This is a genomic window from Mycobacterium sp. NPDC049093 (assembly GCF_040704635.1).
Lineage (GTDB): Bacteria > Actinomycetota > Actinomycetes > Mycobacteriales > Mycobacteriaceae > Mycobacterium.
The window spans coordinates 1-14328 of record NZ_JBEZJS010000011.1 but is presented as its reverse complement, the minus strand read 5'-3'; the positions used below and the strand labels follow the sequence as shown (position 1 = coordinate 14328).

Annotated in this window: 17 protein-coding genes and 1 pseudogene; 15 read left to right on the top strand and 3 right to left on the bottom strand. The window is 65.0% G+C overall.

Features of this window, described 5'->3' with window-relative positions; translation table 11 throughout:
* Positions 1-1125 precede the first annotated feature (1125 nt).
* Both AB0876_RS31630 and dnaB read left to right on the top strand, forming a co-directional pair.
* Entirely contained in the window at positions 1126-1911 is a 786-nt protein-coding gene (locus AB0876_RS31630) for a hypothetical protein (RefSeq protein WP_526043894.1), read from the top strand.
* Positions 1912-1982: 71 nt separating this feature from the next.
* Positions 1983-3302 (top strand): annotated as a pseudogene (dnaB, locus tag AB0876_RS31625) (replicative DNA helicase); the annotation flags it as partial.
* 460 nt (positions 3303-3762) lie between these two features.
* On the opposite strand, the gene AB0876_RS31620 reads toward dnaB, so the two are convergent.
* From AB0876_RS31620 to AB0876_RS31610, 3 genes are read right to left on the bottom strand one after another with little or no spacing between them, the layout of a single operon-like run.
* Complete coding sequence (locus AB0876_RS31620) at positions 3763-4311, bottom strand: Imm61 family immunity protein (protein ID WP_526043893.1); 549 nt, start codon at positions 4309-4311, stop codon at positions 3763-3765.
* Positions 4312-4782: an ASCH domain-containing protein gene (locus AB0876_RS31615; protein ID WP_526043892.1), complete on the bottom strand. Its 471-nt coding sequence runs from the start codon at positions 4780-4782 to the stop codon at positions 4312-4314.
* Between the two features lie 53 nt (positions 4783-4835).
* The gene (locus AB0876_RS31610; RefSeq protein WP_526043891.1) at positions 4836-5342 is read right to left on the bottom strand and encodes a hypothetical protein; all 507 of its coding nucleotides are present in this window, start codon (positions 5340-5342) and stop codon (positions 4836-4838) included.
* Positions 5343-5565: 223 nt separating this feature from the next.
* Between AB0876_RS31610 and AB0876_RS31605 the strand changes: the two genes are divergently transcribed.
* From AB0876_RS31605 to AB0876_RS31545, 13 genes are all read left to right on the top strand, one after another.
* On the top strand, positions 5566-6351 hold the full coding sequence (locus tag AB0876_RS31605; protein ID WP_526043890.1) for a hypothetical protein: 786 nt from the start codon (positions 5566-5568) through the stop codon (positions 6349-6351).
* Positions 6348-6707 carry a hypothetical protein gene (locus AB0876_RS31600; protein ID WP_526043889.1) on the top strand — a complete coding sequence of 120 codons (360 nt, stop codon included), beginning with the start codon at positions 6348-6350 and terminating at the stop codon, positions 6705-6707. The genes AB0876_RS31605 and AB0876_RS31600 overlap by 4 nt, the downstream gene beginning before the upstream one ends.
* A 140-nt stretch (positions 6708-6847) precedes the next feature.
* Positions 6848-7798, top strand: coding sequence for a DUF2637 domain-containing protein (locus AB0876_RS31595; RefSeq protein WP_526043888.1), 951 nt, complete (start codon positions 6848-6850; stop codon positions 7796-7798).
* A 95-nt stretch (positions 7799-7893) separates the two neighbouring features.
* The gene (locus AB0876_RS31590; protein ID WP_526043887.1) at positions 7894-8106 is read left to right on the top strand and encodes a hypothetical protein; all 213 of its coding nucleotides are present in this window, start codon (positions 7894-7896) and stop codon (positions 8104-8106) included.
* Between the two features lie 159 nt (positions 8107-8265).
* Positions 8266-9168: a deazapurine DNA modification protein DpdA family protein gene (locus AB0876_RS31585; RefSeq protein ID WP_526043886.1), complete on the top strand. Its 903-nt coding sequence runs from the start codon at positions 8266-8268 to the stop codon at positions 9166-9168.
* Between the two features lie 19 nt (positions 9169-9187).
* A complete protein-coding gene (locus tag AB0876_RS31580) occupies positions 9188-9565 on the top strand; it encodes a hypothetical protein (RefSeq protein ID WP_526043885.1) in 378 nt (125 codons plus the stop codon).
* A 220-nt stretch (positions 9566-9785) separates the two neighbouring features.
* Positions 9786-10547 (top strand): hypothetical protein, encoded by a 762-nt coding sequence (locus AB0876_RS31575; RefSeq protein ID WP_526043884.1) that lies wholly within the window; start codon positions 9786-9788, stop codon positions 10545-10547.
* Position 10548: 1 nt separating this feature from the next.
* On the top strand, positions 10549-10992 hold the full coding sequence (locus AB0876_RS31570) for a hypothetical protein (RefSeq protein WP_526043883.1): 444 nt from the start codon (positions 10549-10551) through the stop codon (positions 10990-10992).
* 203 nt (positions 10993-11195) lie between these two features.
* Positions 11196-11633 (top strand): AAA family ATPase, encoded by a 438-nt coding sequence (locus AB0876_RS31565; protein ID WP_526043882.1) that lies wholly within the window; start codon positions 11196-11198, stop codon positions 11631-11633.
* A 166-nt stretch (positions 11634-11799) separates the two neighbouring features.
* Positions 11800-12063, top strand: a complete 264-nt coding sequence (locus tag AB0876_RS31560; protein WP_526043881.1) for a hypothetical protein — start codon at positions 11800-11802, stop codon at positions 12061-12063.
* Positions 12064-12446: 383 nt separating this feature from the next.
* A complete protein-coding gene (locus AB0876_RS31555; protein ID WP_526043880.1) occupies positions 12447-13007 on the top strand; it encodes a hypothetical protein in 561 nt (186 codons plus the stop codon).
* The gene (locus tag AB0876_RS31550; protein ID WP_526043879.1) at positions 13004-13198 is read left to right on the top strand and encodes a hypothetical protein; all 195 of its coding nucleotides are present in this window, start codon (positions 13004-13006) and stop codon (positions 13196-13198) included. The genes AB0876_RS31555 and AB0876_RS31550 overlap by 4 nt, the downstream gene beginning before the upstream one ends.
* 495 nt (positions 13199-13693) lie before the next feature.
* Positions 13694-13861: a hypothetical protein gene (locus tag AB0876_RS31545; RefSeq protein WP_526043878.1), complete on the top strand. Its 168-nt coding sequence runs from the start codon at positions 13694-13696 to the stop codon at positions 13859-13861.
* Positions 13862-14328 lie beyond the last annotated feature (467 nt).

Here is a 14328-nt window from a genome sequence, read left to right as displayed (position 1 = left end):
ACTGGATAGCGGGATCGAAGAGGAGATGGCCTTGAGAGGCCGTCGAGTTCTAAGAACGGATTTCTTCTAACGGATTTCGGAGCGCCAACTCCGGCATCCAGACAGATTCCCCCGAAGGGGGTGTCTGGGAAGAGTTCTAAGAACCGAACCTCGGAGCGCCAACTCCGAGCCTTACCTCTGTGAGATCGAAGCGCCAACTTCTTTCTCGATCCCCGTGTAACCGAGGGAACACTCATGCAGAAGAGTCGTTCTCAGGGTAACGCTTACCCTGGACACAGTTCAAGACATCCGAGCTGCGTTTCGCAAAAACACCAATTGAACTGCGGAGACGCAGATTATTCATTGGCGTGTCGCGACGGTGAAAACGCCGCTCCAGACGTTTGCCAAAATCACATACCCACGCAGTTTTCCGACGCCAAGAGCAGGGCGTCGGCACGCGCGGTGTCACGTCGTCACACCCGCGGTGGCGGCGTGCAGCGCGCGGTGTTCGTCGTGGGCGAGATCTCGCCCGCATACGCCTGCGCGAGATCCGCGCGCGGGGAGGCCCGTAAGGCTCTCCGTGAATGGATCGAGCGTGCCGGCGAGGCGCCGCCCGAGCTGCCGATGTGGACCAGCCGCGACGGATGGCTCGACGAAGTGTCCGGGTGGCTGGCCACCGACGAGGGCCTTGCTGAGTGCGCGCGGCGGCACATCAAGCCCGAGCGCGTGCTGCGAGCGGCAATCACGATCGCCGCTCATGCCGACCATGCGACCGGCCGCAACTGTGCGGCCACCAACTCCACCATTGCGGCCGGCTCGGGTTGCGCCAATCGCACCGTGACCACCGCTCGGTCGGTGCTTAGCGCGTCGGGGCTCGCTGTTGAGGCTCACCGCGGCACCGGGTCGGCCGCGGCATCGGGGTACGGTCGGCGGCCGTCGATTTGGCACCTGGTCAGCAGGCGGCAGCCTGTGCAGAAGCCTGTCGTTGGCGGCGCTGTTTGCGACCTACCGCCATCCCGTAGGGATAGGCGGGTAAGTCCAGTTAGATCTCAATCACCAAGCGCGCGTCGCGCGCGGCGGTCAAATTCCCATCCCCCCAAAAGCTCACCGAAGCGGGGCCGGCGCTGCGCGCCACGGCCCCTGCATGTGCAGCTCCTGGCCGCCGGTGTCGTTGACGGCAGCCGCGGCCTGGACCGGGGCCACATCGGCCGGATCTGCGACGTCCTGATCGATTCTGACCTGGACCTGGCCGCCTGGACTGCGAAGGCCTTGATCGCGGCCCTGAACGCCGACATGAAAACCCGAGGCTGGGACTGGCCGAACCACATCGAAAATCCGGCGTCGTTCCTGCGATCGCGGTTGGCACTGCTGCCGGTTCGGCCGGCAGGGGTTCCTGCAAGCGGCGCTGTTGCGGGCCGAACCGCTCGCAGCAGCACGGCCCGAGCTGACCACGACAGCGCCGCTGAGGGGCGCGAAGCCACCAAGACCCTCACTGATCGTTGGTATGCCGACGTCGCCGCGGTGACCACAGCCCAGCAACGGGAGCGGTTGCTACGCGCTGATCAGGTGAAGTTCGGTCGTGCGGTAGTCGATCCGGTTGCTGCCCTCGCCAACGCCGGCCGCCGGGCGAGGCGGATGTATCCCGAGATGGAACTTGCTGCAGGCATGACTGTGTGGGCCAACGATGTGCTCGGCGAAGTCGCCACTGATGCTGTCGCCGAGCCGATTCCGGCGGTGACCTCATTGAGTACCGACCTGCTCATGGATCTGGCTATCGGTGGATGTGCATGCGCGGTATGTGGATCCGGTAACGCTGTTGAGCGGCCGCAACTGCCCCTCAAAGAGGCGTCGATGGTGTGTGACCAGTGCTGGCCGGTCATCGCCGCTGAGCTTGCTGAGGCCAGCGACATCGATGAGGGGATGCTGGCGTGACCGACCTCGACGAACCCCCGACCCGGGCCCGACAACGCGCAACGACCACCGAGGAGCTGGTGGCTGACGATCGGCAGCCACCACAAGACCTCAGCGCCGAACAGTCCGTACTCGGCGGCATGTTGCTCAGCAAGGATGCGATCGCCGATGTGCTGGCCAGGCTGCGGCCCGAGGACTTCTACCGGCCCAACCACACCGCGGTGTACGACGCGATCCTGCACCTGTACGGGCAGGGGGAGCCCGCCGACGCGGTTACCGTTGCCGCCGAGCTCGACCGGCGCGGGCTATTGACCCGTATCGGCGGAGCGCCCTACCTGCACACTCTGATCGCCACCGTGCCCACTGCCGCCAACGCCGGCTATTACGCGAGCATCGTCGCGGAGAAAGCTCTGATGCGGCGTCTGGTTGCAGCCGGCACCCGGATCGTGCAGTACGGCTACGCAGGGGCCGGCGGCGCCGACGTCGCGGAGGTTGTCGACCGCGCCCAGGCCGAGGTCTACGACGTCACCGAGCGGCGCGCCTCAGAGGACTTCGTGGTGCTCGACGACCTGCTGCAGACCACCATGGACGAGATCGACGCAATCCAGTCCGGCGCCGGTTTATCCCAAGGTGTCCCGACCGGGTTCGTCGAACTCGATGAGATCACCAATGGGCTGCAGGGCGGGCAGATGATCATCATCGCGGCCAGACCTGGGGTCGGGAAATCGACTCTGGCACTGGATTTTTTACGCTCATGCTCGATAAAGCACCGATTGGCCAGCGTCATGTTCTCACTAGAAATGAGCAAGTCCGAGATCGTGATGAGGCTGTTGTCCGCCGAGGCTCGGATCAAGCTCGCGGACATGCGGTCAGGTCGGATGAGCGACGACGACTGGACCCGGATGGCAAGACGGATGGGCGAGATCAGCGAGTCACCCCTGTATATCGACGACTCGCCGAACCTGACCATGATGGAGATCCGCGCCAAAGCTCGCCGGCTCAAACAGAAAACGGACCTGAAACTCATTGTCGTGGACTATCTCCAGCTGATGAGCTCCGGCAAGAAATACGAGTCGCGCCAGCAAGAAGTCTCAGACTTCTCCCGCAGCATCAAACTGATGGCCAAGGAACTCGATGTACCTGTGGTGGCGATAAGTCAGCTCAACCGCGGCCCTGAACAACGCACCGATAAGCGCCCGCAAGTCTCTGACCTGCGCGAAAGCGGCAGCTTGGAACAGGATAGCGACGTCGTGATGCTGTTACATCGCCCCGATGCGTTCGATCGTGACGACCCCCGTGGCGGTGAAGCGGACATCATCCTCGGCAAGCACCGTAACGGGCCGACGGCCACGATAACGGTTGCCCACCAACTTCATTACTGCCGCCACACCAACATGGCGCGTCCGCGATAGGTGTTGTTGGGGCGCAACACTATTAGACGGTTCACTCGTTCGTTGGGATAGTAGCAGCACGCGCCGAGTTGGCGCACACATGGCGCGCGTGCGGTAGAGCTGACCTCAGCGCTGGTGCACTACGAGAACGGATTGGCGCGCGATGGTGCGCAGGTAGGCGGGGTTCAAGGCGTTGCGGCGCACAGTGTTTCACCGGCCACCGCCACACTAGTGGTGCCGGTGGCCGGTGATGCAGCCTGCATCACCGGGAAGCATCCACAAGAGTCTGCGGCGCAAAGTTGCGAATCACTGGCTGCCCTTTAAAGGCATGGAGCACACCCTCATTGAGGTTCCGAAGGTCGATGCCGCATGCCGACTGGGCGCCCCGACGAATACCAACAAGAATGGCTTACACCACACGCGGTGAGGATGATTGGGAACGCAAAACAAGCGTGCGCCGTGCGCGCCAGCCAGAGCGCCGTCACCGGCGCGGCGGCGGAGCGTAGCTGCCGGCGTGCAACAGCGGTGCCCCGGTCTCACTGAGAAATGACGCCTTGAGGTCAGCGATGGGCCACAACAGCAGGTGTGACAGCGGGACCAGTGCGACCAGGCTCAAGGTGGGGTCAGGGGCTGCGGCGAGCGGACCGTGGCCAGTGCGGGTGAGTGTGCGATAGCCGCGCACCATGTCGCCGAGCTCGAAGCCCTCGGCGAGCGCGTCGGCGTCCCACTGCAGGGACAGGAATGGCAACCCGAGATCGTCGCGGATGTCGTCAGCTAGCAGTCCCAGCAGATGGCGTTCTATGACCTCGATGCGGGCGACGAACAGCAGCGGCCGCTCACCGCTGGCGGTTTCGTCATCGGCCTGAGTGAGTTCAAGCCGGTCGGCGCCGCGGCGGCGGATGAAGTACCGCGTGGATGGATCAGTTTCGCTGCGCAGCAGCACATCACCGTTGTCGGCAGTGGTCAGGGTGTAGTTGGCGGTGAATGCCCATCCGAGGCAGGTAGCGCTCAGTGTCGGTGGCGGTGCCACCTAGACCGGGCTGACCGTGCAGGCGGTGCAGATACCAGTGTTGTCGTCGTAGGTGTGTAGCCATCCGCACGGGCCGAAGATCGGATGGTCGCAGGCGGAGTACTCGGTGCAGCCGCACTGTCGGCAGACACGTGGGTAGGCCCACTCGATGCGGGTGATCTGTGAGTTGGCGCTAACGCCACGGTGAGTGGAGCAGAAGAAGTCGATGAACTGGGCCGGCGTCATGTCAGGGAAGCCCTCGGCGGTGACGTCGGCCGGGCTGATCGTGTTCAGAGGCTCGCGTCGTACCGAGACGACGTCGACGGTGACGATGCGATCGAGTTGCTCGCCGGGGCGGCGGCCGCGGACTTTCGGGCACAAGGTCAACTGGTCACCGGGGCGCAGCATCTGCCATCCGACCCGCCGGGTTACGGATTTCTGCCGGCGGCGCACGGCGTCGGTGGTCAGTGCCACGCTCATCAGTCTTGCCATCGTGGCGTCCCCTTCGGAGTTCGGAGATCTCGGTGGTTCAAGATCTCGGTGGTTCAGTAGTGGGCGTTGGTCGGTGCCGTTCGGCGGCGGGGCCCGCCGCGTGGATTGCGGGTAGCGGTCCAGCGCTTCTTGAATTCCCTGACCGAGGTGCGCGTGTAGAGCCGTCCGGAGCGGGGACTCAGTACCGGAGCAGGGAAATCGGGATCTTCGACGAGCTGGCCGGCGCGCTGCCTGGATACGTCAAGTTCGTCGGCGATCTCGGTGATGCCGATGAGATCAAGATCTAGCGGGGCTGGGTGGGCGGCGTCGTCGACGGCGTCGGCTGTCGACGAAACAGACAGGCGCCTCGGCTGGAGGAGTCCGGTGGCTGCCGCGGCGGTTTGTAGGGCCATGCCGGCCGCCTGCTGCAGGGTGTCGGAGTCAACCGTGAGTGTGACTTGCAGCCGTCCAGAAGTCTGGTCGTAAAGGAGGTCGACCGCGCCCAGGGCGTCGCGGAGGGCTGTCGTGTCGGCCGCGGCCAGGCCTGGTGCGGTGTAGGTCAGATGGCATGTCCAGGTCATTGGTCGTTCCTGCTCGGGTCGCCTCGTACGTCGTAACTATTGACAGGCGCAATGGTAATGGTCAAAGCGCTTTCGATGCGGTAAGCGGGGTGTCGTCAACGCTGTTGGTGACGTCGACGCGCAGTTTGGTTTGGAAGGGCACGGATTCCACGGTACGCAGAACTGTAGCGACAGGCAATAGTAATGCTTGACAGGCGCTAGGGTTATTGGTGAGGATTGAGGCATGGGTAACGACACCACCGCGGGCGGCAGCACCACCGTCTACACCAAGGCTCAGGCCAAGGACCACGACGCGAAACTCGCTGAAGCAACCAAGACCCTGCACGACACCGCGGAGCGAGTCGACAAAGCAGCCAACGACATTCACTACGCGGCCGGGGACAAGACCCGCTACGTCGGGCGCAGCCGGCGCTGGACCATGACGTTCGACGACGCGGTCGCCGCGGCCCAGACCGTCGCCGGCGGCGACGTCGAGATCCTCGGCCCGACGCCGGGAAGCAAGGAGCGTGCGCAGCGACGTGCCGCCGACGCGTTACAGGCGCATGAGTCGGCGATGCAGGACGTCATCGCCGCTCGCCAAGTCATCGAGGAGCTCGAGGAGGTGTGGCGCACCCACGGCAAATGGAACCGGTTCTTCATGGTCCCCGGCGGACACATTCACAGTTCCACGGCTTGCCACAGCCTGCGCATCACCACCCGAATCAGTTGGTTGCCGCAGCTTTCCGGGGAATCAGAAGCCGAAGCAGTCGCCTTACATGGCACCGTTCTTTGCTCCAAATGCTTCAGCTCAGCACAGACGGAATGGACCACCCAGGCCCCCGAACCCGTCGACCCGAAACTGTGCCCGGGATCGAAAGAGTACGTGCGCGATGCTGACATGCGGCTCTACAGTCCCCGGGGCACCTGCCCGGAATGCGGCCAGTGGATCAGCGTCACCAAAAGTGGGCTCGCCCGCAAACACGACCGCCCGAAAGACGCCACCCCTGACCCCCAAAGCAGCGCATCATGAAGGTCGCCCCCAACCTCACCGCCGAGCAGATCACCGAACTGCTGCGCCGGGCCGGCCTGAACCCCGACCAATGGGATCTGCCCGAGATCGTTCGCAAAACGAACACGTGGATCGCCGACTACCACGCCGAGCTCACCGACCCAGAGGTCAAGACTTGGAGCCTCCAGTGGCAATACGAGCACTACGATGAGTTCGGCTCACTGGCCGCCGTCGACTTCATCGAGCAGTGCGTCATCGAGGCCGGCCCCACCACCGCGCCCTGGACGGACCTGGCAGCTCGGGCCGACGCCGGCGAATTCGAGGCCTGGCCGCCCGTCTGGCAAGCCCAACGTCCATCTCACCTGGGCCGTGAGTGATCTATCGACCGTGTCCAACCAAACTGTTACGCTCCGGGCCATCACGCCCGAAATGCACGCCACTTGCTTTGCGCGGCAAACCTATTCGGGCCATTCGGCGCCGACGTCGCTCCGCTCATTCTGAAGGGAAGCAGCTCGACATGACCGTCACCACCGACGCACCCATCCGCAATGGCCACCCTGTGGCCCGACCCGCAGCCCAGAGTGCGACACCGCCAGTTGCGTCGCACCAGCCGACAGCGAACACAACGAACGCTCCCACACAGGAGCATCCGCATTGGTTCGCGAGGCTGCTCCTAGGCAAGAAGAATCGGCCCGCACTGACCCCGGAGGAAGCCAAGCGCGCATCTGCCCGCAGGTTCTGCTGGGGATGGCTGCTGTTCGCCATGGCTGCCTCGGTGGGCGGCAACTTCCTCCACTCCTGGATGACTGCTCCAGCCGAAGTCAGGGTCGGGGCTGCTATCGCGGCCATCGTGCCACCCGCCGTCTTGCTCGGTGCCACGCATTTGACAACGCTGTTGATCTCCACCCGCCGCCGCAACTACCGAGTCATCGACCTCTTCGTGCTCGTGCTGGTGATCCTGGGGTCCATCGCTGTGGCGTACTTCGCGTTCACCATCTCCTTCTACTCACTGCGCGACCTGATGATCCTCTTCGGGCAGCGCCCCGATGTCGCGTGGCGCTGGCCTGTCGCTGTCGATGCCTCCCTGATCGTGTCGTCGACTGCGCTGATGGCGTTCGCCGAGTCCCGCAGGGATAGCAGCGATCACCAGCAATCGGCCGACGGGATGACGGCGGCCGCCGTGGCGGCGGTCAACAGCGGACCGCGCACGCCGGCCGAGCGTCGGCTGTGGTGGGTATCGATCGCGACTGTGGTCCGCGAAGAGCTGATCGAGACTCGCAAGATCGCTGCACTGACTCCTGAGCAGCTCGGCGGCGTCCTGGCGCGCTTGTACGACGAGGGCGAGTCCGGCAGATCCGTCGGCGACTCCATCGGGCTGCACAACCGGGAAACCAAGGCCATCAGGGAATCCGCAAACGGCGTTCTCGAGCGCACCGCGGTGATCCCGGCGCCGGCCGAGGCGGCATAGGCCACCGGCATGCTTAAGAAGCTAGAGGCGCTGGCCGCCCAACTACCCGCCGGCTCGTGGCAGATCGTCGGGGGTCACCCGGAAGGCGCAACCTGATGACCGTGATGACAGACATCATCGGCTTCCTCTCTGACCACAGCACCGCAGTCGCGGTGGGGGCGGCTGCGGGCGTTGTGGCCGCCAAAGTGCTGCACATGATCCAGCGGGTGCGCCGGCTCGTGCTGCCCGCGATCGTCCTGGCCGTGGCCGGCGGATCCGGTGCGGGGGGAGCGTCGAGCGTTCTGGATTCCCTGACGACGCTGCGCTAACCCAAACCGACCACCACCCCACCCAGCACGGGCGTGGGGTGGTGGTCGGTTTGGTATTGGGGCAGAGCACGTTTCGGGTGTGCGGTTGTCGGTTCGGGCCGGTAGTCTCGGTGTTGAGGAGCAAGCCAGTAGGGCGGGCTCGGTGATCCCACGAAGGGGATGGTCTCGATGCGGTCCGAGGTCTCGAATGTCGTTTTCTATTTGGGTACTCACCTTGACGGGTGGCTGAATCACGTGGGTGTGCCGCTGTTCGTGTCGCACCGCCGGCTGTCGCGTCGCAAGACGTTGCCGACGGCCCGGATGGGATGGGCGCTCGACAGCGGTGGGTTCAGTGAGCTGTCGTTGTACGGGGGCTGGAAGACGACGCCCGAGGAGTACGTGGCCGCGGTGAAGCGCTACGACCGCGAGATCGGCCAGCTCGCATGGGCAGCCCCCCAGGATTTGATGGCCGAACCTGAGATGCTCGCCCGCACGGGTCTTACGGTGCTTGAACATCAGCGCCGCACCGTCGCGAACTTTGTTCGGCTGGAGCAGCTTTGGCGTGACAGTGACGACCAGTGGCACCCCGAGAGTCCGTTCATGCCGGTTCTGCAGGGCGGGCAAGACGGCCCACAGAGTTACCTTCGGTGTTGGGATATGTACGGCGAGGCTGGTGTGGACCTGGGCAATTACCCGCTGGTCGGTGTCGGGTCGGTATGCCGGCGCCAGCACACCGGCGAGATCCGCGACATCCTGGAGGCCGTGCGCGACCGAGATCCCGACGTACCGTTACATGGGTTCGGCGTGAAAACGCTAGGCCTGCGGATCTATGGCGACCTCTTGACTAGCGCCGATAGTTTGGGGTGGTCCTACAACGCGAGGCGAAACCGGCCCTTACCCGGGTGTGATCATGCGAGCTGCTCGAACTGTCTCAAGTGGGCACTGCGGTGGCGGCGCAACATCCTGGCCGGTGGATGCGCCGAGCATGGAGAGCCCTGTGACGGCACGATCGGCAGCTGCCATCTGCGCGACCTGTGGGCGATGCGTGACCGAGCCGCCCGTACCGCAGCGATGGCCAGCTGAAGACGAGAGGGGATGACTGGTGACGGGCAAAGAAACCCAGCCGACCTGCGTCCTGCCCGGCTGCACGAACGCGGTTGCCGAGCAAGGCCGGCCATGCGAGGACTGCGTGGCCGACTTCGGCGACTTCCTGCGGATGGGAGAGGGCCCGGGCCTGACCGCCCAACAACAGGCGGCCCGCGACAGCGAAACCATGCACATGTACGCGCTCCAGCACGCACATGAGCACATCGGTGACAAGAGCGCGCAACCCGACGTCGACGAGCTGCCTCCGGCTACGCGCCGGAAGGAAGAACCCGAACGCAAGGCCAACCAGCGCTGCTGGATGTGCGAGGAGCGACACACATGCACCAAAGCGCAGCACGGGTGGGAATGCGACAGCTGCCGATCGATCGTCTGATTTTCCGCGGGGGAACGTTCGCCCGCGGAGCTCGGAGCTCCTGCGACGGGCAAGTTGCAACGGAAAACACCACCCCACCCGGCACGGGGTGGGGTGGTGGGTTTCTAAAAGTGGCTGTGTGCCTGTGGGTTTGGCCGGTGTGTGTCGGTGGTGGTCGGTAGAATCGGGGGTGTAGGGCAGGCCATCCGGCAGGCCCACGAATCCCGGAAGGGGAGTTGTCATGACCTCTGTTTTGGACACGCCGACGGTTGTCGAGGACGCGGTGGCGGTTGCGGCGCCGGAAGTGAACACCATGACGGCCAAGTCACTGCATACCGTGCTGTCGGATGCCCTGCTGTTCACATCGCCCCCGTCGGCGCGGCTGCCGTTTCTGGAGGTGATCCGCCTGGAGTTCGGGGACGGGCAGTTGGTGGCGTCGGCCACGGATCGATTCGTGCTCGGTGTCTCGCGTGCGGAGTACGCCGGCGCGACGTTCAGCATCATGCTGGCGAGTGCCGATGCCAAGACCCTGATACAGATGGCCAAGACCCTCAAGCGCGATGAGAGCGCGCGAGAGGTCACCATCGAGGCGGCCGACGTCGATCGGCTGTCGCAAGCTCAAGCACTGACCTTCCGGTTCAGCACCGGTGAGTCGATGACCGTGCGCGGCCAGGACGCTACGCCGATCAAGTGGCGTCAGCTGGTGCCGGCCGACGACACCCGCATGGGCGGGATTGTCGGCATGGGCTACACCCCGGCCCTGATGGCCAAATTCACCAAGGTTCGCCCCGACGAGGCCGGCTCCGGTACCCAGATGGTGGTGTTCCCGTCGGTGACCTCTCAAGGCCGGCCCGGACCGACGACGATCCGGATCGGTGAGAACTTCATCGGGCTGCTCATGCCGGTTCGACCGCCGTCGGGGGAGGACTGGACATACGAACGGCCCGGATGGATCGACCAGCCGGCCAGCGTGGCCGTCAGCGGCCCGGACGGGGGTCGCTGAGGTGACGACGGCGGTGTACCGGCATGACCCGGACAGCGAGGCGGAGCGCGCCGACGTGACCGTTGCCATCGACTGGGTCGAGCACTCGCACCACCGGGTGACCGTGCGGGTGCCGGCGGGCTTCGATGCCGATGAGTGCGACCTGGAGAACGGTCTGGCCGAGCTGAGCGACGACGGTTTCGAGTACGTGGAGCGAGCGGTGACCGAGGTGCGCGAGGTCGAGCACGATCCGACGGCGGAGTTCTTCAATCCGCCACGCTACGAAGTCCTGGTCCCGGCGGCCGGCGACGACGGAGTCATCCCGGGCGAGGTCTGGACACGGTTCCTGCAGCAGGAGATCGAACTGGACCGAGAACACCCCGGCGACGTGTCGTTGACTGCCGTCGCGGGCGAGCTCGGGCGGCTGATCGTTGAGCACCGGCGGGAGGCCGGCGGCACGACGTAGCGCAGCGACCCCCCTGGTGGTGCCGGCCCGTGTGGTGGGTCGGCACCACCAGGCCAGCACCACCCCACCCGGCACTGGGTGGGGTGGTGCGTTATAGCGCTGGTGCGGCTTCGGTTTGGTGGTTTGTCGGCGGGTGCCGGTATGATCACAGGTGTTGGCAAGCCACCGGGCGGGCCGCGAAATCCCAGCGAGAGGGGAGTGTCATGTCGGATCAGGTGCTGAACGTCTTGCAGGGGCTACCGGGGGCCGGTAAGTCGACGAAGGCGGCAGCATGGCGCGCTCTGGACCCGCAGCGCCGGGTGGTGGTGAACCGTGACGAGATCCGGTTCGAGCTGTTCGACCGGTACAGCGGACTGACCGAGGAGCAAGAGGCGGTGGTGACCGACATCGAGTTTCTGCGTGCTGATCGTGCATTGGGCGCGGGCTTGTCGGTGACGGTGGACGCGACCCATCTCAAGAGCGCGCATCGGGACAGGTGGGTGGGTCTGGCCATCCGGCATGGAGCGCGGTATGAGCTCGTCGTGGTCGATACCCCGTTGTCGGAGTGCCTGCGGCGCAACCAGGCGCGCGCGGCTGCTGGTGGCCGGTTTGTGCCCGAGGACGTCATCGTGGCGATGCACGCTAATGCCGAGCTGGTATGACGTTGTGGCCGTGCATGTTTAGACACGGAGTGTGTCGGTGGCGGTCGTTAGGATTGTGGACGTTGGCAAGCCATCGGGGCGGGCCTGGAGATCCCGGGAAGGGGAGGCGTCCCGCAGGTCTTCGGGCCTGCGGGACGCACCACCGACATCGAGTAGGGGAGTCGAGATGAGTGCTGTAGTCATTCGGGCGCTGCGGGAGCGGCAACCCATCACGTGGCGGCGATGGCCCATGGCCGACCGGTTTGAGTCGCGCCGGGGCGAGTTCATCTCGTATGAGGGCATCGTGGTCGGGCATAGCGTCGACCCGTTCACGGGGAATCCGCGTGTGGTGGTGCGCGAGCGTTGGACGGGAACTGTCCGCTATGTGAGCGCGTCGCAGGTTGTCGCGGTGTCACCCGTGGTGCCGCTAGGTATCGACCCGTGGGGTTGAAGGACGAAGAGGAGGTGCGGGATGGCTGAGGTAGCGAAAAAGGCCGGGGTTACGGCCTGGACTGGTGCGTGGCGCCTGCCTACCGGGCGTGTGGACCACAGGAAGGCGGTGCGCCGTCAGCGCCGCCGCGACCGGCGCGAGCTGGCCGACGCGCGCCGCGACGGTCAGCAGCGCTAACGACCACCTCTCCCCCCACCACCCAACCCGGCACGGGTGTGTGGTGGAGGTGGTTATTGGGATGCGTTGTAGCAGTGTTTTTTTGGTGGTGCTTGCGGCGGGGCGGGTGGAGCTTCGGTAGATGTCGGTGGGTGTCGATACCATCGCAGGCGAAAGGGCACGCCAACTTAGGGGCTGGCCCAGCGTTTCCCGGGAAGGGGATTCTTATGACTGCTGTGGTCGAGTCGCCGGTGGCGGATCGTATGCGGATCCCAGCCGGTGTGGTGACGCGGTCGCTGATTGTTGTTCGCCCAGTTGAGGGCCACGTTTCGGTGCATGAGGCGCGTTCGGATCTGGCGGAGGTGACGATGCAGTGGGGCGATGTGTTCATGCGGTTCACCTCGGCAGCGCAGGTGTCCGCAGTGTTGGCGGCGTTCGGGGCGGTTCGCGAGGCCTTGCGCGGCGCTGAGGGCGTGGTGCCGACGGCGCAGGGCGGTGGTGAGGAGTGGCCGTGGATGACTGTGCTGTCGGTGACTTGGACGCGGCCTCCGGATTGGACGGTGGTTCCGCAGTCGCGGTTCGATGAGCGGCAGCGGCGCACGTTGCACTGGGCTGATGTGCACATGGGTCCGGTGTTGTGGCGGGTCGTGGATTGGGTGGGGTACGAGGCTGCGCTGACGTTACTGCGCAATGTGCACAGGACTGCGGTGGCAGTGTTCCCCGATGGTGGCAAGTTCCGTGCCGATCCGTCGAAGGTGGATACGGCTGGGGCGGGGGTGCCCGCATGATCGGTCTGTTTGCGCGGGCGCTGCGGGGCCTGGTCATCGTGGCGGTTGTCGTGGGCGCGGTGAATCATTTTCTCGGCGTGCCGGTGGAGGTCGCTCTGGGCTACTGCCTGGTGGGCTGGTACCTGATGCTGTTGCGCCGGCCTATCAGGTGGATGGCTAGACGCCGGCCTGGCGGCGCGCGGCGGCGCTGAGAGAGGGGTGAACTGTGGACGGGATCGTGTCGCCGTTGGTGGAGTTGGTGGATCTTGCCGCGCGGTGCGGCTGGACGCTGGGTAGTGAATCGGGTGGTGGCCTGATGTGGACGCGCGGCGGAGACGAAGTGATGGCCCGGTTCGCGAGAACGTCGCAGCGAGTGACGTGGAGTGAGCAGAGGCGGCTGTACTACCCAGGTGCGTGCGAGCAGTGTTTGGCTGAGCACGTGGGGGAAGGCCAGCCCAAGGGCGAGCTGGTGAGTGACAGTACGGGCGGTGGGAGTGGCGATGAGGGCCTGCGGTGGCTGCGGTACTGGCTCGGCGAGTGCGTGGCGCGAGGGTTCGGCGAAGTGGACCCGGCGCTGTGGTGGTGTCCGGATCATAGGTAGCGCAGGAAGGAATCGGGTTTCGTGTCGCTTCACGCGGTTATGGTCGCGACACGTGGTTAGGCTGGCAGTTGGAGCGGAGCAGACCAAGGGAAGGAGGGGGTTCAGGATGAAGCGTGTGGAGGTGCCGCAGGAGCTGTTCGACGTTGTGGTTGATAACGGCCCGGCAGCGTGGTTCCCGCGGCGATTCAGTGCGGCTATGGCGAAGTGGTTCTTTCGTGTGGTCGATGATCGCGAGACGCGTCTGAAGTTTGGCTACGAGGAGACTGCCCAGTAGATCCCCCCGACCAGGTGCCCGCAGGTTGTCCCCCCGGCCTGCGGGCACAGTTATGCGTGGGGAGAGGAGAACGGCGCGGAGCGCCGGTAGATCAGTGGTGTTGGAATGATATTGGAGGGCAGTGTAATTCGACACTGTGGTGTAGTATTGCGGTATGACGTTGACAGGCAAGGCGATTCGGGATTGCTGCGTGAGCGGTAGCGCTAACCGCGAAAGCGGTTGCAGCGCAATGGATAACCTGGCAATCGACGGAATCGTCACCACCACGGCACCGCGTGAGCGGTGCGAATCTCGAAACACCAACAGCCGCAACATGATTGGAGACAACCGCGTAAGCGGTTGGCGCACAGGGTGATTCACCGACCGGGCTTGCCCGGTCGCGTATGGAGGCCGGCGCAGCCGGCCTACGAGACAGACGGCCGAACCTTTCAGTGGGGTGAGCTCGACGTCAGAGCCGGCCACGGTGA